This is a genomic window from Kitasatospora sp. McL0602 (assembly GCF_052076145.1).
Taxonomy (GTDB): Bacteria; Actinomycetota; Actinomycetes; order Streptomycetales; family Streptomycetaceae; genus Kitasatospora.
On record NZ_CP197246.1, the window covers coordinates 2270842 to 2294659 of the forward strand.

Genomic DNA, 23818 nt, shown 5'->3' on the forward strand with positions numbered 1-23818 from the left:
GACAGTTTGTCCTTAGACTGTCCGGTTCTTCCCGACGCATTGATGGCGTGGTGGGCGGGAAGAAGGTGGCATGCCGCGTAGGTAGACGCACGACGCTGTGGGCCTGACGCGCACTCGGAAGTGTATCGACGGGCTGGGTACCGGGCTGCTCCCGTCCGGCGAAATCACCCGGACGGGAGCAGCCTAGTTGTACAAGGGAGTTGGCTCCCGGGAGGCTCAGGCCTCCTCGTCGACCCAGCTCATCAGCTTGCGGAGCTTCTTGCCGGTGGTCTCCAGCAGGTGCTCGGAGTCGGCGTTCTTGTACGCGTTGTACTTGGGCAGGCCCGCCTTGTACTCGGCGATCCAGGTGTTGGCGAAGGTGCCGTCCTGGATCTCCGTGAGGACCTTCTTCATCTCGGCCTTGGTGTCGGCGGTGATGATGCGCGGGCCGGTGACGTAGTCGCCCCACTCGGCGGTCTCCGAGATCGACCAGCGCATCTTCTCCAGGCCGCCCTCGTACATCAGGTCGACGATGAGCTTCAGCTCGTGGAGGCACTCGAAGTACGCGATCTCCGGCTGGTACCCGGCCTCGACCAGCGTCTCGAAACCGGCCTTCACCAGGGCGGCGGTGCCACCGCAGAGGACGGCCTGCTCACCGAACAGGTCGGTCTCGGTCTCCTCGGTGAACGTCGTCTTGATGACGCCCGCCTTGGTCGCGCCGATGCCCTTGGCGTACGACAGCGCCAGCTCGAAGCCCTTGCCCGTGGCGTCCTGCTCGACCGCGACGATCGCCGGCACGCCGCGACCCTCCTGGTACTGACGACGCACCAGGTGCCCCGGGCCCTTCGGCGCGACCATGCAGACGTCCACGTCGGCCGGCGGCTTGATGAAACCGAAGCGGATGTTCAGGCCGTGGCCGAAGAAGAGCGCGTCGCCCGCCTTCAGGTTCGCCTTGATCGACTCCTCGTACACGTCGGCCTGGATCGGGTCCGGCACCAGGATCATGATGACGTCCGCCTCGGCGGCGGCGGTCGACGGGTCGGTCACCCGCAGGCCCGCCTCCTCGGCCTTCGCACGGGACTTGGAGCCCTCCAGGAGGCCGACCCGGACGTCCACGCCCGAGTCACGCAGCGACAGCGCGTGGGCGTGGCCCTGGCTGCCGTAGCCGATGACCGCGACCTTGCGGCCCTGGATGATGGACAGATCGGCATCGTCTTCGTAGAACAGCTCGGCCACGGGGGCACATCTCCTTGCGTGGTGGTGGTGCCGGGGTGCTTCGTACCTACCGTACGTGCAGGCGGCGGGGTGTGGGGCAGTGCTTCAGGGGGTGAGACAGCCTGCGGTCAGGCAGAGCGGTCGAGGGCGCGCAGCGAACGGTCGGTGATCGAACGGGCGCCTCGCCCGATGGCCACCAGACCGGACTGGACGAGCTCCTTGATGCCGTACGGCTCCAGCATCTTGAGCATCGCCTCCAGCTTGTCGGAGCTGCCGGTCGCCTCGATCGTGACGGCGTCCGGTGAGACGTCGACGGTCTTGGCACGGAACAACTGGACGATCTCCACCACCTGCGACCGGGTCTCGGCGTCGGCGCGGACCTTGACCAGGACGAGCTCACGCTGGATCGCAGCGGCCTGGTCGAGTTCGACGATCTTTATCACGTTGACCAGCTTGTTCAGCTGCTTCGTGACCTGCTCCAGCGGGAGGTCCTCGACGTTGACCACGATCGTCATCCGGGAGATGTCCGGGTGCTCGGTCGGGCCGACGGCGAGGGAGTCGATGTTGAAGCCCCGACGGGAGAACAGGGCGGCGATGCGGGCGAGCACGCCGGGCTTGTTCTCGACCAGGACGGAGAGGGTGTGCTTGGACATGGTGGTCATGAGCTCTCTATCGGTTGGTCAGAGAGAGGGGTCCGGCGAAGCCGGTCCCAAGAAGGGTGGCGGTGGGCGACGGGCGGGCTAGTCGAGGTCGTCGCCGAAGTCCGGGCGCACGTCCCGGGCGGCGAGGATCTCGTCGTTGCTGGTACCGGCGGCGACCATGGGCCAGACCATGGCGTCCTGGTGGACGATGAAGTCGATCACGACCGGGCGGTCGTTGATCGCCATCGCCTGCTCGATCACCGCGTCGAGGTCCTCGGGGCGCTCGCAGCGCAGGCCGACGCAGCCCATCGCCTCCGCGAGCAGCACGAAGTCCGGGATGCGGGTGCCCTGGGTGGGGGCGGCGATGCCGTCGTGCTCGGGGCCGGAGTGCAGCACGGTGTTGGAGTACCGCTGGTTGTAGAAGAGCGTCTGCCACTGGCGGACCATGCCGAGCGAGCCGTTGTTGATGACGGCGACCTTGATCGGGATGTTGTTCAGCGCGCAGGTGACCAGCTCCTGGTTGGTCATCTGGAAGCAGCCGTCACCGTCGATCGCCCAGACCACGGTGTCCGGCATGCCGGCCTTGGCGCCCATCGCCGCCGGGACGGCGTAGCCCATCGTCCCGGCGCCGCCGGAGTTCAGCCAGGTGGCAGGCTTCTCGTAGTTGATGAACTGCGAGGCCCACATCTGGTGCTGGCCGACACCGGCCGCGTAGATGGCGTCCGACCCGACGATCTGTCCGATCCGCTCGATCACCTGCTGCGGCGACAGCTCGCCTGCGGGGGCAGCCTCGTAGCCGAGCGGGTAGGTCTTCTTCCACTCGTTGAGCTTGGCCCACCAGTCGGCGTAGTCGGTCTTGTGACCGGCGTCGAACTCGGCCTGGACTGCGACGATCAGGTCGGCCAGCACCTCGCGGGCGTCACCGACGATCGGGACGTCCGCCGGGCGGTTCTTGCCGATCTCGGCCGGGTCGATGTCGGCGTGCACGACCTTCGCGAACGGTGCGAAGGAGTCGAGCTTGCCGGTCACCCGGTCGTCGAAGCGGGCGCCCAGGGTGAAGAGCAGGTCGGTCTTCTGAAAGGCCGTCACCGCCGGGACGGAGCCGTGCATGCCGGGCATGCCCAGGTGCTGCGGGTGGCTGTCGGGGAAGACGCCCAGCGCCATCAGCGTGGTGACGACCGGAGCACCCGTCAGCTCGGCCAGGATCCGCAGCTCGGCCGAGGCGTTGGCCTTCAGCACGCCGCCGCCGACGTACAGCACCGGCTTCTTCGCCGAGACCAGCATCCGGGCGGCCTCGCGGATCTGCTTGGCGTGCGGCTTGGTCACCGGGCGGTAACCGGGCAGCGACATCTCGGCGGGCCAGCGGAAGACGGTGGTCGCCTGGAGGGCGTCCTTGGCGATGTCGACCAGCACCGGGCCGGGGCGGCCGGTGCCCGCGATGTGGAAGGCCTCCGCGATCACCCGGGGGATCTCGGCGGGGTCGGTGACCAGGAAGTTGTGCTTGGTGATCGGCATCGTGATGCCGCAGATGTCGGCCTCCTGGAAGGCGTCCGTGCCGATCGCCTTGGAGGCGACCTGGCCGGTGATCGCGACCATCGGCACCGAGTCCATGTACGCGTCGGCGATCGGCGTCACCAGGTTCGTCGCCCCCGGGCCCGAGGTCGCCATGCAGACGCCGACCTTGCCCGTCGCCTGCGCGTACCCGGTGGCCGCGTGCCCGGCGCCCTGCTCGTGCCGGACGAGGATGTGCCGGACCTTCGCGGAGTCCATCAGCGGGTCGTACGCGGGAAGGATGGCCCCGCCCGGGATACCGAAGACGGTGTCCGCGCCTACGGCCTCCAGCGAGCGGATGAGCGACTGCGCGCCGGTCATCGTCTCGACGACGGTGCTGGAGCCCGGCGTGTGGGCGGCCGGGTTGTCCCCACGACGGGGGGTTGCGGCGTGCTCAGTCATCTGCCTGTCTCTTCTCGGGTTCTGCCGGCCCGGACGGATGAGGGTCCGCCTGTGGTGGGCCGGATTCCGGCTCTGCCTCAATCGTCCGCCCATCACCCCGAAAAGGAGCGGTCCGGACGGTTGGGGCCAGGGGTACTGCGGTGGTTGAACAGTTCCAGTGCAACAAAAAACCCCTCGTGCCAAGGGCATGCGAGGGGTGGCGCGTCGGTCTGTCACAAGTGGACTCGGTGGCCCACTCAGCCGACGCGCCCGCCAAGTACGAGAATTCGGGTGCGCATGGCACAGACCCTCCTCCCAGGCGGTGGGGAGTGTCAAGCGGGTGGGACGGGGGTCTCACCATGCGGACCTGTCAGCGGACCGGCCGCCGCACGGCGTTCGGGCAGGTCGGGGGCCGAATGATGGTGCACCACGCGGCCCTGCGAACCGTCCGGGTGGGCACCCGAACGGGTGTCGGCCGCCAGGTACGCGCGGCGGGTCGAGAGCACCCCGAACGGCCTCGGCAGCGGGTAGACCCGGCGGGCCAGCGCGCGGCGCAGCCGGTACTCGTCCAGCGGCTGGGCGAAGGCCAGGCCCTGGCCGTGCCGGCAGCCCAGCTCCTGGAGCACGGCCACCTGCCGGGCATGGTCGACGCCCTCGGCGAGCGTCACCAGGCCGAGCTCACGGGCCAGCCGCAGGGCGTGCCCGGCCAGCGCCCGCGTCACGGAGGAGTCGCCGATGTCCTGGACGAGGCTGCGGTCGAGCTTGAGCGCGTCGAAGGGCAGCCGGGCGAGCGCGCCGAGCGAGCCGCTGCCCGCGCCGAAGCCGGCGACGGCGGTGGAGACCCCGAGCCGCCGCAGCGCCGCCAGCCGCCGCCCCAGCTCGTCGGCGCCCGCGTCCGGGCCCGTCCGGGCCAGCTCGACCACCAGCAGCTCGGCGGGCAGGCCGGTCTCACGGAGCACCGCGACGACCGTCTCGTACATGCCCGGCGCGCAGATCCGCTCGGCCGTCAGCCGGACGGAGACCGGGACGGGCACGGAGCGCGGCAGCGCGAGGGCGTGCCGGGTGGCGGCGGCCGTGACGGCCTCCTGGAGCATCCAGCGGGCGAAGCGCGTCGCCGCGTCGCCGCGCTCGCCGGTGCGCAGGAACTCGGCCGGGGTGAGCAGCAGCCCCTGCGCCGAGCGCCAGCGGGCCTGCGCCTCGACGGCGGTGACGGCGCCGTTGCGCAGGTCGACCACCGGCTGGTGCAGCAGGGTGAAGCCGCCCTCCCGGACGGCGTGCCGGAGCCTGCCCTCCAGCTCGGCCCGGCGGTCCAGCTCGGCGCGCATCGCGGGGGTGTAGAGCACCACCCGGCCCTTGCCCTGGGACTTCGCCTGGTACATCGCGAGGTCGGCGTTGCGCATCAGCTCGTCGGTGGCGGTCTTCGGGTCCGGCTGCTCGGCGCCCGCCCGCGCCCCGAAGGCGATGCCGATGCTGGCGGCGACGCCGAGCTCCGCGCCGCCGATCCAGTACGGCTCGGAGAGCGCGGTGCGGACCCTCTCGGCGAGCTCGTGCACCTGGGTGCGGCCCAGGCGGCCGCAGACCAGGGCGGCGAACTCGTCGCCGCCGAAGCGGGCGACGGTGTCGGCCGAGCGGACGGCGCCTTGGAGCCGGCGGGCGGCCTGGACGAGCAGCTCGTCACCGACCTGGTGCCCGGCGGTGTCGTTGACGGCCTTGAAGCCGTCCAGGTCGAGGAAGAGCACGGCGACGGCGGACTCGTCGGGCTGCTCGCGCGGGCCGTCGGTGGTGTAGACGCTGGCGTCCGGGTCGGCGGCCGGGCAGGGCAGCTGGGCCGGGCGCGGGGGCGCGGCGAGCGCCGCCCGGACGCGCTGGGTGAAGAGCGCCCGGTTGGGGAGGTCGGTGAGCGGGTCGTGGAAGGCGTTGTGCTGCAGCTGCGCCTGGAGCCGGACGCGCTCGGTGACGTCCCGGCTGTTGAGGATCAGCCCGTCCCGGTAGCGGTTGACCGTCGACTCGACGTGCAGCCACTCGCCGCCGCCCGAGCGGATCCGGCACTCGACCCGGGCGGAGGGCTCGCCGGTGCCCTCCGGCCCGCTGGTCAGCAGGCGGCGCATCTCGGCCAGCATCCGGTCGACGTCCTCGGGGTGCACCAGGTTGAGCAGGTTGCCGCCGACCAGCTCCTCCGGGTCGCGCCCGTAGACGCCGAGGGCCGCCGGGCTGACGTAGCTGAGCACGCCGTTCGCACCGGCGATCATGATGACGTCGCTGGAGCCCTGCACCAGGGAGCGGAAGTGCGCCTCCTTGTGGGCCAGCGCCTGGGCGAGCTTGAGGTTGTCGAGCAGCATCACGCCCTGACGGACGATCAGGGCCAGCCCGACGGTGCAGGCCGAGGTCAGCACCACCCGGTCCAGCGGGCGGCCGCCGAGGGTGGTGTAGAGGATGCCGGCGGTGCAGACGGCCGCCGCCACGTACGGCGTGAGCGCGCTGAAGACCGACGCGACCCGGCGGCGCGGGGCGCCCCCGGCGGAGGGGTGCTCTCGGCTCGGGCGGCGGCGCGGCGACCACGGCGCCCAGGCGAGCAGCACGCTGCCGGCGAACCAGCCCGCGTCCAGCAGCTCGCCGGAGTGGTAGCTGCTGCGCAGCTCGGGGGTGGTGAAGAGGGCGTCGCAGACCACCGTGACGGCCAGGCCGACCATCGCGGTGTGCACGGCCGCCCGGTTGCCGTCCCGGCCCCGGAACCGCAGCCCGACCACCAGGCTGACCAGCAGGATGTCCAGCACCGGGTAGGCCAGGCCGAGTGCCAGCCGGAGCGGGTCGTCGGTCTCGCCCGCGGCGACGCGGCCGAGCGCGAGGCTCCAGCTGAGGGTGAAGAGCGAGCCCGCGACGAGCCAGCCGTCGAGCAGCAGGCAGAGCCAGCCGGCCGGGGTCCGGGGGCGCTGGGCGAGCACCAGCAGGCCGGTGATGGCGAGCGGCGCGAAGAACAGGAAGGCGTACGCGGCGGGCGAGGCGGGCGGCGGTTCGGTGCGCAGCACCACCTCGTACCACCCCCAGACGCCGTTGCCGAAGGCGACCACGGAGGAGGAGAGGCCGAAGAGCAGCCAGGCCGGCCTGGCCGGGCCGCCCGTGGTGCAGCCGCGCAGCAGACAGGAGACGGCGGCCGCCAGGGCGGCCCCGGCGAGGCCGAAGTCGCCCATGAAGGCGGCGACTTCGGGAGATCCCCAGTCGAGGGAGGCGCCCAGTGCGTAGCCGAGGCAGAGCAGTGCGAGGGCGGCGCCGGGGAGGGTGCCGAAGCGGGCTGCGGTGCGGGTGGTGGCGACCCAGGGTGTGAGGTACCAGGGGCTGCCCCACCAGGCTCTGAGTGCGGCGGACCGGGCCGTCAGGCGGGAGCGCGGTGGCGCCGGGGGCGGGTTGGCAGGCAGCACCGATTCGGTGGAGTTCACTCGACATCTCCCCCTCCGGCGCGGGGCCTTGCTGCACCCGGGCCTCGGCTGTGCCACCACGCGAAGCGCCGTACCGGTGTTCCCACTCGGGACACTACACCACTCTGGTCACTCAATGACACATACACTCAACTTAGAGTAATGGTCAGCCTGGTGGGGTTTGCACCCGCTTCAACCGGATCAGCCCGGTTGGGCGGAGCGTACGCGGGGGAGCGTGAAGCCTGCGGCGCGCGCCAGGCGGCCCAGCTACACCAGTTCGGGCTCCGGGAAGATCCGCAGGTGGTGGGCCAGGGCGGCGGCCTCGCCGCGGGTGCCCACGGCGAGCTTGGCGAGGATGTTGGAGACGTGCACGCTGGCGGTCTTCGGCGAGATGTAGAGGGCCTCGGCGATCTGGCGGTTGGTGCGGCCCTGGGTGAGGAGTTGGAGCACGTCCCGCTCGCGCGGGGTCAGGCCGAGCGCGGGCTCCGCGGCGGGGGCGGGCGGCTCGGGCCGGCGGGCGTCCAGGGCGAGCCCGGCGCGCTCGGCGAGGTGGGCGATCTCCCGGCCGAGGTGCTGCTCGTCGCGGGCCGTGGCGAGCTCGCGGGCCTCCCGCAGCAGGGCCGTCGCGGCCTCCCGCTGCCCGGCGGCGGCAGCAGCCTCGCCCTGCCGGTAGAGCGCGAGCAGCAGCGGCCGGCTCGGCTCGACCTCGCGCAGGACGGCGACGGCGGCGGCCCAGTGCGCCGGGGTGTCGGCACCCTCCGCGCGGGCCAACTCCCCCTCCAGCAGCCGCAGCCAGCCGACGTCCAGCCGGGTGGCCGGGCGCGGCTCGGCCGCCGCGGCGGCGATCCGCCGGAGCGCGGCCTCCCGGCCCGGGGCGGCGGCGGGCAGCCCCCGGACGTCCGCCTCGATGCCGGCCGCCTCGGTGAGCACCGGCAGCAGCCAGCCGGTGCCGTTGTCTGGCAGCAACCCCTCGCACAGGGCGGTGTGTTCGACCCGCTGGTCGAGCACGGCGAGCAGCTCGGCGCGGGCGTCGAGCGGGCGGCCCTCGCGAGCGGCGAGCCGCATCGCCAGCCGTACGGTGGGCAGCCGGTACTGGAGCTGGGCCGTCCGGCCGACCGATCTGGCCCTGGCGAGACAGGCGGCGGCGACGGCCGCATCACCCCGGTCGAGGGCGAGTTCGCCGCGCAGCCGGTCGAGGAACTCGTGGTACGAGCCGGGCCCGAGATCGGTGTCCCACTCGGCGAGCACCTCGACGGCCTCGGCCGGGCGGCCGAGCGCGACCAGCGCCTCGGCGAGGTTCCCGGCCAGAATCGCGCCGGTGTTGGCCAGCAGGCCCGTCCGACCGGCCTTGTCCAGGCCATGGCGGGCCAGCACCTCGGCCTCGGCCGGGCGGCCGATCATGCAGAGCAGGCTGGCCAGGTTGTTCAGCCCCCGGCAGTGCAGGTCGGGGGCGCAGAGCTCGCCGGCCCGCTCGACGGCGTCCCGCAGCAGCGCGACGCCCCGCTCCGGGTCGCCGAGCAGGGTGTAGTAGGTGCCGAGGGTCATCCGGGCGTGCTGCTCGACCGTCTCGGCGCCGACCTCGCGGGCGATCTCGACGGCCCGCTCGGCGAGCGCGACGTCCTCGTGGGTCGGCAGCAGCAGCATCGCGTTCGCCGCCGTCAGCGCGAACACCTCGGCCTGCACGGCGGACGGGCGCAGCCCCGCGACCAGCCGTTGGGCGTGCGCGATCTCCTCCTCGCGGCCGGCCCGCAGCAGGTTGCCGAGCATCCGCGAGCGGTGCATCCGGAACCAGGCGGCGCGCTCGGGGTGCAGGCTCTCGTCCACCAGCTTCAGCGCCCGCTTGGAGAGGCTCAGCCCGCGCTCCGGCTCACCGCTGCGGCGGGAGGCGACCACGGCCTCGGCCAGCACGTCGATCAGCTGGAGGCGGTCGCAAGCCTCGGTGTGGGTGCCCGGGTCGCAGCTGCACGGCGGGTACGTCTCGGCCCAGTCGTACGGGCGCAGGGTGGTCGCGAGCACCTCCTCCGAGACCTCGTCCCAGAGGCCGAGCGCGCGCTCCAGCATCTTCAGCTGCTCGGCGAAGGCGTTGCGGCGGCGAGCCGCGCGGGCAGCGTCCAAGGCGCTCGGCAGCGCGCGGGCGGGGTCGTGCGCGTGGTACCAGTAGTTGGCCAGCCGGGCCGGGCGGGTGTCGGTGCAGACGAGTGCGTCGTTGGCCTCCAGCACGGTCGCGTACCGCCGGTTGATCCGGTAGCGCTCCCCCGGCAGCAGGTCGTCGGAGACCGCCTCGCGGACCAGCGCGTGGCGGAAGCGGTACCCCTCGCCGTCGGTGTCGGGGCGGAGCACGTTGGCGCCGACGGCGGTGCGCAGCGCCTCGATCAGCATCTCCTCGGGCTCCCCCTCGCCCTCGTCCAGCACGGCGGCCAGCAGCGCGTGCTCGACGTAGCTGCCGCCCTCGGCGGCGATCCGCAGCACCCGCTGGGTCTCGTCCGGGAGCGCCTCGACGCGGACCAGCAGGATGTCGCGGAGCGAGTCCGTCATCCCGGCCGGACAGCCGTCCTGGTGCGCGGTGGCGAGCTCCTCGACGAAGAACGGGTTGCCCTCGGAGCGGCGGTGGATGAGATCGACCAGGTCACGGTCGAGGGCCTTGGTGCCGAAGATCCCGGCCAGCTGGGCGGCGGTCTCGCCGTGCTCGAAGCGGGCCAGCTCCAGCCGCTGCACGGTGCGCAGCCGGTCGAGCTCGGCCAGGAAGGGCCGCAGCGGGTGCCGGCGGTGCAGGTCGTCGGCGCGGTAGGTGGCGATGATCAGGACGCGCGAGCGGTGCAGCGTACGGATCAGGTAGGCCAGCAGTTCGCGGGTGGAGCGGTCGGACCAGTGCAGGTCCTCGACGGCGAGGACGAGGGTGCGCTCGGCGCTGAGGCGCTCGAAGAGGCGGGCGGTGTGCTCGAACAGCCGGGCCCGGCTGAACTCGTCGTTCGGCTCGCCGTCGGTCTCGCCGAAGTCCGGCAGCAGGCGGGCGAGATGGCCCTCCATCCCCTCGGCGGCCCGCTCCAGCTCGGGGCCGAGCTGGCGGTGCAGCCGGCGCAGGGCGGTCGTCATCGGCGCGAACGGCAGGCCCTCGGCGCCGACCTCCAGGCACCCGCCGACCGTCGTGACGACGCTGTCGCCGCAGACGCTCTCCAGGAACTCCTCGACCAGGCGGGTCTTGCCGACCCCGGCCTCCCCGCCGATCAGCACCGCCTTCGGCTGGCCCGCCGCGGCGCGTTCCAGCGCCTGGGTGAGCGCGGTGGTCTCGGTGCCACGACCGACGAAGACAGGGCTGACCGATATCTGCTGCACGCGCGAGAGCATGCCATACCCCCAGGCAGCGGGTGCACTGGTTATCCCACCGGCCGGACGTGGAGAAGGGGAGGCGCTGGTGGCGGCCTCCCCTTCGTTGCGCTCGGCACCCCTCGGGTGCCGGTCCGTCAGCACTCGCTGAGGCGCGGCACGCGGTGGCCCGCCGGGGCCACCGGCCGGACACTGCGGGCGATCCGGCTCAGCAGACCGACCCGGCTGCCGCTCCGCCCGGCGAGCGCCTCGCGGACCAGCCGGTCGCGCTGGGCGGCCTGCTGGAGCTCGGCGTTCCGCTGCTTGATGAGCTCGTACTCGAACATCTGAGGTCCCCTCGTACCGGACGCTTCCCGGCCCCCGTGGTCGGTCCGTCGTCCTGGTAAGAGCCTCCTCCCCCAGGCCCCTGCCGGGCATCGGGCGCATGCCGCATCTTCCGGGGGTGGGGGTCCTTAGACGCGGCGATGCCCACCCCCGGGTGGGGGTGGGCATCGTGCACTGCACCTAAGGTGCCTTACCGGCAACGCCTTATTCGGCTAAGTGTCAGCCTGCCTGTACACCCAGCTTCTCCAGGCTGTGCCTACTGTCCTTCCGCGGCAAGCCGCTCCAGGATCAGGTCCTTGACGCGGGCCGCGTCGGCCTGGCCGCGGGTGGTCTTCATGACCGCGCCGACCAGCGCGCCGACGGCGGCGATCTTGCCGTCGCGGATCTTGTCGGCGACGCCGGCGTTCTCCGCGATCGCCTGGTCGACGGCCGCGCCGAGCGCGGAGTCGTCCGAGACGACGGCCAGGCCGCGCTGCTCGACGACCGCGTCCGGCTCGCCCTCGCCCGCGAGGACGGCCTCGATGACCTGACGGGCCAGCTTGTCGTTGAGCTTGCCCTCGGCGACCAGCGCGCAGACCCGGGCGACCTGGGCCGGGGTGATCGGCTGCTCGGCCAGGTCGGTGCCGGTCTCGTTGGCACGGCGGGCCAGCTCGCCCATCCACCACTTGCGGGCCTGGTCGGCGGGGGCACCGGCCGCGATGGTCTCCAGGATCGGCTGGACGGCGCCGGCGTTCAGCACCGACTGCATGTCCTTGTCGGAGAGGCCCCACTCGCCCTGGAGACGGGCCCGGCGCAGGCGCGGCAGCTCGGGCAGCTCGGCGCGCAGCTCCTCGACCCACTCGCGGCTCGGCGCGATCGGCACCAGGTCCGGCTCGGGGAAGTAGCGGTAGTCCTCGGCGTTGTCCTTGATCCGGCCGGAGGTGGTGGAGCCGTCCTCCTCGTGGAAGTGCCGGGTCTCCTGGATGATCGTGCCGCCGTCGTCGAGCACGGTGGCGTGCCGCATGATCTCGAAGCGGGCGGCCCGCTCGACGCTGCGCAGCGAGTTGACGTTCTTGGTCTCGCTGCGGGTGCCGAACTTCTCGCGGCCGTGCGGGCGCAGCGACAGGTTGACGTCGCAGCGCATCTGACCCTTGTCCATCCGGGCCTCGGAGACGCCCAGCGCCTTGATCAGCTCACGCAGCTCGGCGACGTACGCCTTGGCGACCTCGGGGGCGCGGACGCCCGCACCCTCGATCGGCTTGGTGACGATCTCGATCAGCGGGATGCCGGCCCGGTTGTAGTCGAGCAGCGAGTGCGAGGCGCCGTGGATGCGGCCGGTCGCGCCACCGACGTGGGTGGACTTGCCGGTGTCCTCCTCCATGTGGGCGCGCTCGATCTCGACCCGGAAGATCTCGCCGTCCTCCAGCTGCACGTCGAGGTAGCCGTTGAAGGCGATCGGCTCGTCGTACTGCGAGGTCTGGAAGTTCTTCGGCATGTCCGGGTAGAAGTAGTTCTTCCGCGCGAACCGGCACCACTCGGCGATCTCGCAGTTCAGCGCCAGCCCGATCTTGACGGCCGACTCCACGCCGATCGCGTTGACCACCGGCAGCGAGCCGGGCAGGCCCAGGCAGGTCGGGCAGGTCTGGGTGTTCGGCTCGGCCCCGAGCTCGGTCGAACAACCGCAGAACATCTTGGTCTTGGTGCCCAGCTCGACGTGGACCTCAAGGCCCATCACCGGGTCGTACGACGCGAGAGCGTCCTCGTAGGAGACCAGGTTCATGACGCTCACAGCGTCCCCTTCGCTAAAAAAAGTCTTGGGAGGTACGGGCCCGGCCCCGCACGCGGGGGCCGGGCCTGACGTGCACTCAGCCGAGCAGTACGTCGTCGTCCCCGAGCTGCTTCAGCTCGCGGAGCAGCAGGGCGGTGCCGGTGACCAGGGCCACCGCGCCGACGACGGCGTTGATCAGCTTGAGGGTGTCCTGCTCGCCGCGGGCCTTCTTGACGTCCTTGACGACCGAGATCGCGCCGAAGGCGCTCGTCCCGATGGACAGCCACAGCCCGGCCTTCGAGTGCTTGAAGCCCTTTGCCTTGGCAATCTTGCTCACAGTGCCGGTGCCTCCTCCAGCAGGGTGTGCCCCCACTTGTCGTTGAGTGCGGCCTCCACGGCGCCGCCCACTCGGTAGAGGCGGTCGTCCGCCATCGCGGGTGCGATGATCTGCAGGCCGACCGGGAGATTGTCCTCCGGGGCCAGGCCGCAGGGCAGCGACATGGCCGCATTGCCCGCGAGGTTGGACGGAATCGTGCAGAGGTCGGCCAGGTACATCGCCATCGGGTCGTCGGCGCGCTCGCCGATCGGGAAGGCGGTGGTCGGGGTGGTCGGCGAGATCAGCACGTCGACACCGGCGAAGGCGGCGTCGAAGTCGCGGGAGATCAGGGTGCGGACCTTCTGGGCCGAGCCGTAGTAGGCGTCGTAGTAGCCCGAGGAGAGCGCGTACGTGCCGAGGATGATGCGGCGCTTGACCTCGTCGCCGAAGCCGGCCTCACGGGTGAGGGCGGTGACGTCCTCGGCCGAGCGGGTGCCGTCGTCGCCGACCCGCAGGCCGTAACGCATGGCGTCGAAGCGGGCCAGGTTGGAGGAGGCCTCGCTCGGCGCGATCAGGTAGTACGCGGGCAGCGCGAGGGTGAACGACGGGCAGGAGACCTCGACGACCTCGGCGCCCAGCTCGCGGAGCAGCTCCACCGACTCGTTGAAGCGCTGCATCACGCCGGCCTGGTAGCCCTCGCCGGCGAACTCCTTGACCACGCCGATCCGCATGCCGCGCACGTCGCGCAGCTTGGCGGCCTCGACGACGGCCGGGACGGGCGCGTTGATCGAGGTGGAGTCCAGCGGGTCGTACCCGGCGATGGCCTCGTGCAGCAGGGCCGCGTCGAGCACCGTACGGGCGCAGGGCCCGCCCTGGTCCAGCGAGGAGGAGAAGGCGATCAGGCCGTAGCGGGAGACCGCGCCGTAGGTCGGCTTGACGCCGACCGTGCCGGTGACGGCGCCGGGCTGGCGGATCGAGCCGCCGGTGTCGGTGCCGATCGCGAGCGGGGCCTCGAAGGCGGCCAGCGCGGCGGCCGAACCGCCGCCGGAGCCGCCGGGGATGCGGGAGAGGTCCCACGGGTTGCCGGTCGTGCCGTAGGCGGAGTTCTCGGTGGAGGAGCCCATCGCGAACTCGTCCATGTTGGTCTTGCCGAGGATGACCACGCCCGCGTCCTTGAGACGCGCCGTCAGGGTGGCGTCGTACGGCGGCACCCAGCCCTCGAGGATCTTCGAGCCGCAGGTCGTCGGGACGCCCTTGGTGGTGAAGACGTCCTTGAGCGCGAGCGGGACGCCGGCCAGCGGGCCGAGCTCCTCGCCCTTGGCGCGCTTGGCATCGACGGCGCGGGCGGCGCTCAGCGCGCCCTCGGTGTCGACGTGCAGGAAGGCGTTGACCTTCTTGTCGACGGCGTCGATGCGGTCCAGGTGGGCCTGCGCGACCTCGACGGCGGAGACCTCGCCGCTGGCGATGGCCGAGGCCGTCGCGGCGGCGGTGAAGTGAATGAGGTCAGCCATGGGTGTTAGTCCTCCCCGAGGATCTGCGGGACGCGGAAACGCTGCTCCTCGGCGGCCGGGGCACCGGCCAGGGCCTGCTCCGGGGTCAGCGAGGGCCGCACCTCGTCCGCGCGCATGACGTTGGTCAGCGGCAGCGGGTGGGAGGTCGGCGGGACGTCCTGTCCGGCGACCTCGGAAACGCGGGCGACCGCGCCGATGATCACGTCGAGCTGCTCGGCGAAGTGGTCCAGCTCTTCGGCCTGCAACTCAAGACGCGACAGCCGGGCGAGGTGGGCGACCTCCTCGCGCGTGATGCCAGGCATGCAGCGATCCTCAAGGTGAGTTCTGGTGAGTCCGGGCACCTGCGCGCCCGGCGTTCTCATGGTCTAGGGGACCATCCTATGGGGCACCTGGACCGCTTACGGAAACCACAACGGGGGCTAGCCGGTTGCGCCGGGTGCCTGGGCCGGGGGCAGGGCCGGGCGCGGCGTCAGCCACTCGACGGTGGGGGCGGCGGTCCGGTGCACCATCAGCCAGGCGGTGGCCTGGTCCGCGGGGAGGGCCGCCGAGACCAGCCAGCCCTGCACCGCGTCGACGCCCATGCTGTGCAGCCGCTCCCAGGTCTCGTCGTCCTCCACGCCCTCCGCGACGACGGTGAGGCCGAGCGAGTGGGCGAGTTCGACGGAGCAGCGGACGACGGCGGCGTCGTGGTGGTCGGCGACCATACGGGAGACGAAGGAGCGGTCGATCTTGAGCTCGCCGACCGGCAGGCTGCGCAGCCGGACGAGCGAGGAGTGGCCGGTGCCGAAGTCGTCCAGGGACATGCCGACGCCGCTGCGCCGCAGCTCGGCGAGGGTGTCGGCGGCGAGCCGGGAGTCGTCCAGCAGCAGGCGTTCGGTGATCTCCAGCTGGAGCGCGTGCGCGGGCACGCCGTGCCGGGCGAGGTGGTCGGCGACCCGGCCGGCGAAGCCGGGGTTGAGCACGTCGCGCGGGGAGACGTTGACGGCGACCTGGACTTCGAGGCCCTGGCGGCGCCAGGCGGAGAGCTGGCCGACGGCCGCCTCCAGGACGTAGTCGGTCAGCCGGGGCATCAGGCCGCTGGACTCGGCGAGGCCGATGAACTCGTCCGGGCCGACCCGGCCACGGCCGGGGCGCTCCCAGCGGAGCAGGGCCTCCAGGCCGACCACCCGGCCGTCGAAGGCGACCTTCGGCTGGTAGTGCAGCTGCACCTCGCCGGTCTCCAGGGCCCGCCGGAGGTCGCCGAGCAGGCCGATCCGGTACGGCGTGTCGATGTCGCGGGCCTCGTCGTACTGCTCGACGCCGCTGCGGCGGCGCTGGGCGTGGCCCATCGCGACGTCGGCGCGCCGGATCAGTGCCTCGGCGTCCTGGGCGTGCCGGGGGTAGACGCAGACGCCCGCGCTGGCCTCCAGGACGAGCAGCAGGCCGTCGAGCCGGATCGGTGCGGCGAGCTCGGCGATCAGTGCCTTGGCGACGCGCTCCAGCGTGTCGGGGCAGCCGACGCCGGGCAGCAGGACGGCGAACTCGTCGCCGCCCATCCGGGCGACCACCGGCCGCCCGTGGGCGTCGGGCAGCCCCGCTAACACGTCGTCCGGGTCGCTGAGGGCCGGGTTGTGGGTGCCGGAGCGCAGCGCCCGGTGCAGGCGGCGGGAGATGTGCACCAGCAGCCTGTCGCCCGCGGTGTGCCCGAGCGCGTCGTTGAGTGACCGGAACCGGTCGAGGTCGAGCAGGATCAGCCCGACGCTGTACTCCTCGTCCTCCTCGTTGTCCGCGATCGCCTCCTGGGCCGCCAGCAGCAAGGCGTGACGATTCGGCAGGTCGGTGAGCGGGTCGGTGAGCTGGTCACGGGCGCGGTCCCGGGCGATCCGCCAGGCGGCGACCAGGACGGCCAGCGGCACCGCGAAGAGCGGCAGCAGCTCGGGCTCGTGCCGGTAGACCAGGACGGCCAACGGGATGAGCGGCGCGGCGCCGGCCAGCAGCACGCCGAGCAGCAGGACCGCACCCGCCACCCCCTGCGGCGGGCGTGTGGGCGCGCCGCCGGTCGAACGATCCATATGCCCTGTCCTCCGTCGGGCCCGCCCCGTCAGGCCGCCTTTCGGTGCGGCACCTCGATGGTGCCGACGGGCGCCAGTGACGGGTGTCCCCTACGGACCCGGACGAACAAGACCGGTACCGATCACCCTTGCTGACACGCTGTTGCGCTCAAGGGTAAGCCGGTGTCCGCCGGGAGGGCGGACTTTCGGACAACCATGAGCGCCGCACCGACGGAACATCCGTGAAATCGCGGCCGCACAGTGACAGAATGCCCGCTTATTCCCGACCGGACCCTGATGACGCGGCATCAGGAAGGTAACGAGTCTCAGGACTTCTCCGGCGCCCCAGCCTCCGCCGGGCTCTCCGGCTCGACGGGCTCCGCGAGCCCCAGCGCGGCGCGGGCGGCCTCCGGGCCCTGCTCCAGCAGGACGGTGAAGCCCGCGTCGTCGAGGACGGCCAGGCCGAGTTGTACAGCCTTGTCGTACTTGGACCCGGGGTTGTCACCGGCGACCACGAAGTCGGTCTTCTTCGACACCGAACCCGTCACCTTCGCTCCGCGCGAGGTCAGGGCCTCCTTGGCGCCGTCCCGGGTGTGCCCGGCGAGCGTGCCGGTGACCACGACGGTGAGACCCTCCAGTGGGCGGTCACCCGCCTCCTCGGCCGCCTCCTCCACGAAGCGGACGCCCGCCGCGCGCCACTTGTCGAGGATCTCCCGGTGCCACTCCTCCTCGTACCACTCCTTGATCGAGCGGGCGATCGTCGGGCCGACGCCCTCGGCCGACGCCAGCTCCTCCTCGGTGGCCGCGAAGATCCGGTCCAGGTCGCGGAACTCCCGGGCCAGCGCCTGCGCGGCGACCGGGCCGACGTGCCGGATGGAGAGACCGTTGACATAACGCCACAGCGGACGGTCCTTGGCCTTGTCCAGGTTCTCCAGCAGCAGACCGGCCGTCTTCTTCGGCTCGCCCTTGAGATTGGCGAAGAACGTGACGGTCTTCTCCTCGCCCGTCCGGTCGTCCAGCTTCGGCATGCCCGACTTCTGGTCGCGCACCACGACCTTGATGGGCAGCAACTGCTCCAGCGTCAGACCGAAGATGTCGCCCTCGTTCTTGACCGGCGGATCGGCCGGCTCCAGCGGCTGGGTCAGCGCCGTCGCCGCGACGTACCCCAGGCCGTCGATGTCGAGGGACTCCCGGCCGCCGAGGTACGCGACCCGCTCGCGCACCTGGGCCGGGCAGTACTGGGCGTTGGGGCAGCGCACGTCGATGTCGCCCTCGGACATCGGGCGCAGCTCGGTGCCGCACTCGTGGCAGTGCGTCGGCATCACGAACTCGGTCTCGGTGCCGTCCCGCAAGTCCTCGACCGGGCCGAGGATCTCTGGGATGACGTCGCCCGCCTTGCGGAGCACCACCGTGTCGCCCAGCAGCACGCCCTTGGCCTTGACGATCTGCTGGTTGTGCAGCGTCGCGTACTGGACCATCGAGCCGGCCACCTTCACCGGCTCGGCCAGCACCGCGAACGGCGTGGCCCGGCCGGTGCGGCCGATGCCGACCTGGATGCGGGCCAGCTTGGCGTTGACCTCCTCCGGCGGGTACTTCCAGGCGATCGCCCAGCGCGGCGACTTGGAGGTCGCGCCGAGGCGGCCCTGGAGCGGGATCTCGTCGACCTTGACGACCACGCCGTCGATCTCGTGCTCGACGGAGTGCCGCTGCTCGCCGAACTGCTTGATGAACGCACGGACCTCGTCCAGGCTGCCGACCACCCGGTTGTGCCGGGCGGTGGGCAGGCCCCAGTCGTGCAGCAGCTGGTACGCGTGCGACTGGCAGTCGATCTCGAAGCCGACCCGGGCGCCGATGCCGTGCACCACCATGTGCAGCGGGCGCGAGGCGGTGACCAGTGGGTCCTTCATCCGGAGCGAACCGGCGGCGGCGTTGCGCGGGTTGGCGAACAGCTTCACCAGCGCGTGCGGGCGCCGGCCCTCCTTCGCACGCTCCTCGTTCTCGGCGCGGCGGCGGTCGTTCTCGGCCGCGAAGGAGGCGTTCAGCTCGGCGAACGCCTCGGTGGGGAGGTAGACCTCGCCGCGGATCTCGACCAGCTCGGGGATGTTGTCACCCTTGAGCTGGTGCGGGATCTCCTTAATGGTGCGGACGTTGGCGGTGATGTCCTCCCCCACCCGGCCGGTGCCACGGGTGGCCGCCAGCACCAGGCGGCCGTGCTCGTAGGTGAGGTTGACGGCCAGGCCGTCCACCTTCAACTCGCAGAGGTAGTGGTACTCCAGCCCGTCGAGCTCCTTGGCGACGCGCTCGGCCCAGGCGGCGAGCTCCTCGTCGTCCATCGCGTTGTCCAGGCTCAGCAGCCGCTCGCGGTGCTCGACCTTGGCGAAGCCCTCGGCGGCGCCACCGCCGACCTTCTGGGTGGGCGAGTCGGGCGTGACCAGGGCCGGGTGCCCGGCCTCGATCGCCTCCAACTCGCGCATCAGCACGTCGAACTCGGCGTCACTGACGATCGGTGCGTCCTGCTCGTAGTACCGGGCGCGGTGCTCCTCCAGCTCCGCCGCCAGCTCGGCGTGCCGTCTGCGCACCTCCGCCGGAATCTCTCCCCAGCCCTCGACCGACAACGCGTCCTCCACTACTCCGGGTCGTGGCTACTCCGGGTTGTCCACCAGACTCCGGGCCGCCTGTGCGCTGAGTGACAACGCCTTGCGGGCGTACGCGGGGCTCGCCCCCGCCAGACCGCAGGTCGGCGTCACCAGCACGCGGCTGCCCAGCAGCTCCGGGGAGAGCCCCAACCTGCGCCACAACGTCCTGACACCATGGACACTACCGGCAGGGTCCGACAATCCTTCGTCGGTCGAGGGCACCACACCGGCCAGGATGCGGGTGCCGGCCTCGATCGCCTCACCGAGGTCGTCGTCGTCACGCTCCGTGAGGAGTTGGAAGTCCAGCGAGACCCCGGCGACACCCGCCCGGCGCAGCAGCGGGATCGGCACACCCGGCGCGCAGCAGTGCACCACCACCGGCACACCGGCCTTGGTGACCACCCCGCGCAGCACCTCCTCGGCGACCTGACGGTCCACCGGGCGCAGCCGGGAGAAGCCACTGGCGCTCTTCAACTGCCCGGCCAGCACGGCCGGGAGCGAGGGCTCGTCCAGCTGGAGGACGAGCTGCGCGCCGGGCACCCGGCGGCGCAGGTCGTCGAGGTGCCGGGCCAGCCCCTCGGTGAGGGACTCGGCGATCGAGCGGCAGGCGCCCGGGTCCTTGACCGCCTTCTCGCCGTTCCGCAGCTCGATCGAGGCGGCCAGCGTCCACGGCCCGACGGCCTGGACCTTCAGCGCACCCTGGTACCCCTGGGTGAACTCCTCCAGCGCGTCCAGGTCCTCGCCGAGCCAGGAGTGCGCCCGCTTCGTGTCCCGGCCCGGCCGGTCGGCGAAGCGCCAGCCGCTGGGCTCGACCTGCGCGAACAGCTCGACCAGCAGCCCGGCGCCCCGGCCGATCATGTCGGCCCCCGGGCCCCGGGCAGGCAGCTCCGGCAGGTGCGGCAGCAGCTCCAGCGCGCCGACCGCCGTCTTCGCGGCCTCACGGGCGTCCGTACCGGGCAGCGAACCGACGCCGGTCGCGGCGCCGGCCAGCTCGGGGAAGGGGTGTTCAGTAGTCACTCGGCCGAGCCTATCGGGCTCCCGTCAGTGCCCCGGGCGGACGGTGATGTCGGTGATCTCGGCGTCGCGCGGGAGGTCGAGGGCGGTGATGACGGCGGTGGCGACGGAGGCCGGGTCGATCCAGCGGGTCGGGTCGTACTCCTTGCCCTCCTGCTGGTGCACCTTCACCTGCATCGCGGTGGCGGTCCGGCCCGGGTAGACGGTGGTGACCCGGACGCCGTTGCCGTGCTCCTCCAGCCGCAGCGAGTCGGCGAGCGCGCGCAGGCCGAACTTGCTCGCCGCGTACGCGCCCCAGGTCGCGTGGGCGTTCAGACCGGCGCCGGAGTTGACGAAGACCACGTGGCCCCGGTTCAGGCGGATCGACGGGAGCATCAGGCGGGTCAGCTCGGCGGGGGCGACGAGGTTCGCGTTCAGCTGCTCGTGCCAGGCCTTGACCGGGAGGTCGCCGATCTCGCCGAGCTGGACGACCCCGGCGATGTGCAGCACCGAGTCCAGCCCGACGGGCTGCTCCTGGTGCCCGAGCGCCCAGGAGAGCTTCGCCGGGTCGGCGAGGTCGCCGATCAGGGTGCGGGCAGCGGGGAAGCGCTCGCGCAGCGCGGCCGCCCGGCCGGCGTTGCGGGCCAGCAGCCAGAGGTCCTCGCCGCGCTCGGCCAGCCGCTCGGCGACGGCCGCGCCGATGCCCGAACCGGCGCCGGTGATCAGGTGGGTGCCCATGGTCAGTTCTCCTGGAGGTGGTCGAGGGCCTCCGCCGGGGTGGCCGCGAAGGTGATCAGTTCGGTCAGCGGCCGGGGCAGGAAGCCCTCCGCGTCCATCCGCTCCAGCTGCGTCCGCAGACCGGCGTAGAAGCCCTCGGTGTCGAGCACCACGACCGGCTTGTCGTGCAGCGCGTGCTTCTTCAGCTCCAGCACCTCGGTGACCTCGTCGAGCGTCCCGAGCCCGCCGACCAGGACCACGACGGCGTCCGCGCGGGCCAGCAGCTGCGCCTTGCGCTCGGCCAGGTCCTTGGTCATGACCAGCTCGTCGGCGCCCTCGTACGTCTTGTGGGCGAGCATCTCGACCGATATCCCGACCAGCCGCCCGCCCGCGTCCTTGACGCCGTCGGCGAGCAGGCCCATCAGCCCGGCGTGCGAGCCGCCCCAGACCAGGGTGTGGCCGCGCTCGCCGAGCAGGCGGGCGAAGTCGGCGGCCGGTGCGGTGTACCGCTCGTCGAGCGAGTACGCGGAACAGAAGACGGTGATGTTCATAGTGCCCAAAGATCTACCACGGCACCGGCCGCAGGCCCTACGCGATTACCGGGCGCCGCTCGGTAGTGGCGATGGTCGCCGAGCCGACCACCCGGGTGCCCTCGTACAGCACCACGGCCTGACCGGGGGCGATGCCACGGGCCGGGGTGGCGAGGCGCACGTGCAGCTCGCCGTCGAGCACGGCGGCGGTGACGGGCACCTCCTCGCCGTGGGCGCGCAGCTGCGCGGTGTACGCGCCGTCCGCCGGGGGCGTGGTGCCGCACCAGCGGGGGCGGATCGCGGTGAGCGCCAGCACGTCGAGGCCCTCGGCCGGGCCGACCGTGACGGTGTTGTCCACCGGCGAGATGTCGAGCACATAGCGCGGCTTGCCGTCGGCCGCCGGGCGGCCGATCCGCAGGCCCTTGCGCTGGCCGATGGTGAAGCCGTACGCACCGTCGTGCTCGCCGAGCTTGGTGCCGTCGGCGTCGACGATGTCACCGGTCGCGGTACCCAGGTGCTTGGCCAGGAAGCCCTGGGTGTCGCCGTCGGCGATGAAGCAGATGTCGTGACTGTCGGGCTTCTTCGCGACGGCCAGGCCGCGGCGCTCGGCCTCCTCGCGGATGACGTCCTTGGTGGTGTCGCCGAGCGGGAAGAGCGAGTGCGCGAGCTGGTCGGCGTCGAGCACGCCGAGCACGTACGACTGGTCCTTGGCGGCGTCCACCGCGCGGTGCAACTGCCGCTCACCGGTGGGGAGATCGACGATCCGGGCGTAGTGGCCGGTGCAGACCGCGTCGAAGCCCAGCGCGATCGCCTTGTCCAGCAGCGCGGCGAACTTGATCTTCTCGTTGCAGCGCAGGCAGGGGTTCGGGGTGCGGCCCGCCGCGTACTCCGCGACGAAGTCGTCGATCACGTCCTCGCGGAAGCGCTCGGCCAGGTCCCACACGTAGAACGGGATGCCGATCACGTCGGCCGCCCGGCGGGCGTCCCGGGAGTCCTCGATCGTGCAACAGCCCCGGGCGCCCGTCCGGAACGACTGCGGGTTCGACGACAGCGCGAGGTGCACACCGGTCACCTCGTGCCCCGCCTCGGCGGCACGGGCGGCGGCAACGGCGGAGTCCACCCCGCCGGACATCGCGGCCAGCACTCGCAGGCGGCCGTTGCTTGCGGCGGTCGGGGCACCGGGGAATTCAGTCATGATGCCGACCAGCCTACGTGAGGCTGATATCTCCCAGGGACTACCGGCGGGCGGCCGCGGCCAGGCCGGCGTTGCGGGCGCGCTGGACGGCGGGCCCGATCGCCTTCGCCAGGGCGTCGACGTCGCTGCGGGTGGAGGTGTGGCCGAGCGAGAAGCGGAGCGAGGCGCGGGCCAGCAGCGGGTCGGCGCCCATCGCGAGCAGGACGTGGCTGGGCTGCGGCACCCCCGCAGAGCACGCGGAGCCGGTGGAGCACTCGATGCCCTGGGCGTCGAGCAGCATCAGCAGGGCGTCGCCCTCGCAGCCGGGGAAGGAGAAGTGCGCGTTGGCGGCCAGCCGTCCGCCCGTCGACGGGTCGCCGTTGAGCTGGGCGTCGGGGACGGCGGCGATCACCTCGGCGACGAGCTCGTCGCGCAGGGCGCCGAGCTCGGCCGCGTGCCCGACCCGGCGCTCGACGGCGAGCGCCGCTGCGGCGGCGAAGCCGGCGGCGGCGGGCACGTCGAGGGTGCCGGAGCGGACGTCGCGCTCCTGGCCACCGCCGTGCAGCAGCGGGACGGGCGTCGCGCTGCGGGCCAGCAGCAGGGCGCCGATCCCGTACGGGCCGCCGATCTTGTGGCCGGTGACGGTCAGCGCGTCCAGGCCGGAGTCGGCGAAGGAGACCTCGGCCTGGCCGAGCGCCTGCACCGCGTCGGCGTGCATCGGGATGCCGAACTCCCGTGCCACTGCTGAGAGTTCGGTGATCGGCTGGATGGTGCCGACCTCGTTGTTGGCCCACATCACGGTGATCAGCGCGACGGTCGCCGGGTCACGCTCGACGGCCTCCCGCAGCGCCTCGGGGTGCACCCTGCCGTACTCGTCGACGGGCAGGTACTCGACCAACGCGCCCTCGTGCTCGGCCAGCCAGTGCACCGCGTCCAGCACCGCGTGGTGCTCGACGGGGCTGCACAGCACCCGGCGGCGGGCCTGGTCGGCGTCCCGGCGGGCCCAGTAGAGGCCCTTGACCGCGAGGTTGTCCGACTCGGTGCCACCGGCGGTGAGCACGATCTCGCTCGGGCGGGCCCCCATCGACTGCGCCAGCGACTCCCGGGCCTCCTCCACCACCCGGCGCGCCCGGCGCCCGGCCGCGTGCAGCGAGGAGGCGTTGCCTACGACCCCGAGGTGCGCACTCATGGCGGCGATCGCCTCGGGCAGCATCGGAGTGGTGGCGGCGTGATCCAGATATGGCATGGCGGCTCCTAGTGTAGGCGCCGCCAGGGTCACGATTTGGCCATTGCACCCACCACAAACGCGCCGTTAGCCTCCTGCCTCACTGGGCGG

General features: G+C 72.3%; 17 protein-coding genes. All 17 read right to left on the bottom strand.

The features are described 5' to 3' along the window. Positions 1-216: 216 nt before the first annotated feature. The 17 genes from ilvC to ACR68M_RS10385 all read right to left on the bottom strand — a co-directional run bounded on the left by ilvC (position 217) and on the right by ACR68M_RS10385 (position 23728). On the bottom strand, positions 217-1215 hold the full coding sequence (ilvC, locus tag ACR68M_RS10305) for a ketol-acid reductoisomerase (RefSeq protein WP_441250141.1): 999 nt from the start codon (positions 1213-1215) through the stop codon (positions 217-219). 107 nt (positions 1216-1322) lie between these two features. Next, positions 1323-1847 (bottom strand): acetolactate synthase small subunit, encoded by a 525-nt coding sequence (ilvN, locus tag ACR68M_RS10310; protein WP_441251569.1) that lies wholly within the window; start codon positions 1845-1847, stop codon positions 1323-1325. An 87-nt stretch (positions 1848-1934) separates the two neighbouring features. After that, a complete protein-coding gene (locus ACR68M_RS10315; protein ID WP_441250142.1) occupies positions 1935-3788 on the bottom strand; it encodes an acetolactate synthase large subunit in 1854 nt (617 codons plus the stop codon). Positions 3789-4099: 311 nt separating this feature from the next. Beyond that, positions 4100-7201 (bottom strand): putative bifunctional diguanylate cyclase/phosphodiesterase, encoded by a 3102-nt coding sequence (locus ACR68M_RS10320; RefSeq protein ID WP_441250143.1) that lies wholly within the window; start codon positions 7199-7201, stop codon positions 4100-4102. A gap of 246 nt (positions 7202-7447) precedes the next feature. Further along, entirely contained in the window at positions 7448-10513 is a 3066-nt protein-coding gene (locus ACR68M_RS10325) for a helix-turn-helix transcriptional regulator (protein ID WP_441250144.1), read from the bottom strand. Between the two features lie 128 nt (positions 10514-10641). Continuing rightward, positions 10642-10830 carry a hypothetical protein gene (locus ACR68M_RS10330; protein ID WP_441250145.1) on the bottom strand — a complete coding sequence of 63 codons (189 nt, stop codon included), beginning with the start codon at positions 10828-10830 and terminating at the stop codon, positions 10642-10644. A 254-nt stretch (positions 10831-11084) separates the two neighbouring features. Then, positions 11085-12596, bottom strand: coding sequence for an Asp-tRNA(Asn)/Glu-tRNA(Gln) amidotransferase subunit GatB (gene gatB / locus ACR68M_RS10335; protein WP_441250146.1), 1512 nt, complete (start codon positions 12594-12596; stop codon positions 11085-11087). Between the two features lie 76 nt (positions 12597-12672). Continuing rightward, positions 12673-12912, bottom strand: a complete 240-nt coding sequence (locus ACR68M_RS10340; protein ID WP_441250147.1) for a hypothetical protein — start codon at positions 12910-12912, stop codon at positions 12673-12675. Beyond that, the gene (gatA, locus tag ACR68M_RS10345) at positions 12909-14402 is read right to left on the bottom strand and encodes an Asp-tRNA(Asn)/Glu-tRNA(Gln) amidotransferase subunit GatA (protein WP_441250148.1); all 1494 of its coding nucleotides are present in this window, start codon (positions 14400-14402) and stop codon (positions 12909-12911) included. The genes ACR68M_RS10340 and gatA overlap by 4 nt, the downstream gene beginning before the upstream one ends. Before the next feature lie 5 nt (positions 14403-14407). Next, positions 14408-14704: an Asp-tRNA(Asn)/Glu-tRNA(Gln) amidotransferase subunit GatC gene (gatC, locus tag ACR68M_RS10350; protein ID WP_035845952.1), complete on the bottom strand. Its 297-nt coding sequence runs from the start codon at positions 14702-14704 to the stop codon at positions 14408-14410. A gap of 117 nt (positions 14705-14821) precedes the next feature. Next, entirely contained in the window at positions 14822-16453 is a 1632-nt protein-coding gene (locus ACR68M_RS10355; protein WP_441250149.1) for a putative bifunctional diguanylate cyclase/phosphodiesterase, read from the bottom strand. 305 nt (positions 16454-16758) lie between these two features. Further along, a complete protein-coding gene (ligA, locus tag ACR68M_RS10360; protein WP_441250150.1) occupies positions 16759-19011 on the bottom strand; it encodes an NAD-dependent DNA ligase LigA in 2253 nt (750 codons plus the stop codon). A gap of 63 nt (positions 19012-19074) precedes the next feature. Next, positions 19075-20085 carry a methionine synthase gene (locus tag ACR68M_RS10365; RefSeq protein WP_441250151.1) on the bottom strand — a complete coding sequence of 337 codons (1011 nt, stop codon included), beginning with the start codon at positions 20083-20085 and terminating at the stop codon, positions 19075-19077. A 24-nt stretch (positions 20086-20109) separates the two neighbouring features. After that, on the bottom strand, positions 20110-20799 hold the full coding sequence (locus tag ACR68M_RS10370; RefSeq protein ID WP_441250152.1) for an SDR family oxidoreductase: 690 nt from the start codon (positions 20797-20799) through the stop codon (positions 20110-20112). A 2-nt stretch (positions 20800-20801) separates the two neighbouring features. After that, positions 20802-21329, bottom strand: a complete 528-nt coding sequence (locus ACR68M_RS10375) for a TIGR00730 family Rossman fold protein (RefSeq protein ID WP_441250153.1) — start codon at positions 21327-21329, stop codon at positions 20802-20804. Positions 21330-21366: 37 nt separating this feature from the next. Continuing rightward, positions 21367-22503 carry a tRNA 2-thiouridine(34) synthase MnmA gene (mnmA, locus tag ACR68M_RS10380; protein WP_441250154.1) on the bottom strand — a complete coding sequence of 379 codons (1137 nt, stop codon included), beginning with the start codon at positions 22501-22503 and terminating at the stop codon, positions 21367-21369. A gap of 40 nt (positions 22504-22543) precedes the next feature. Beyond that, entirely contained in the window at positions 22544-23728 is a 1185-nt protein-coding gene (locus tag ACR68M_RS10385; RefSeq protein ID WP_441250155.1) for a cysteine desulfurase family protein, read from the bottom strand. Between the last annotated feature and the right edge of the window lie 90 nt (positions 23729-23818).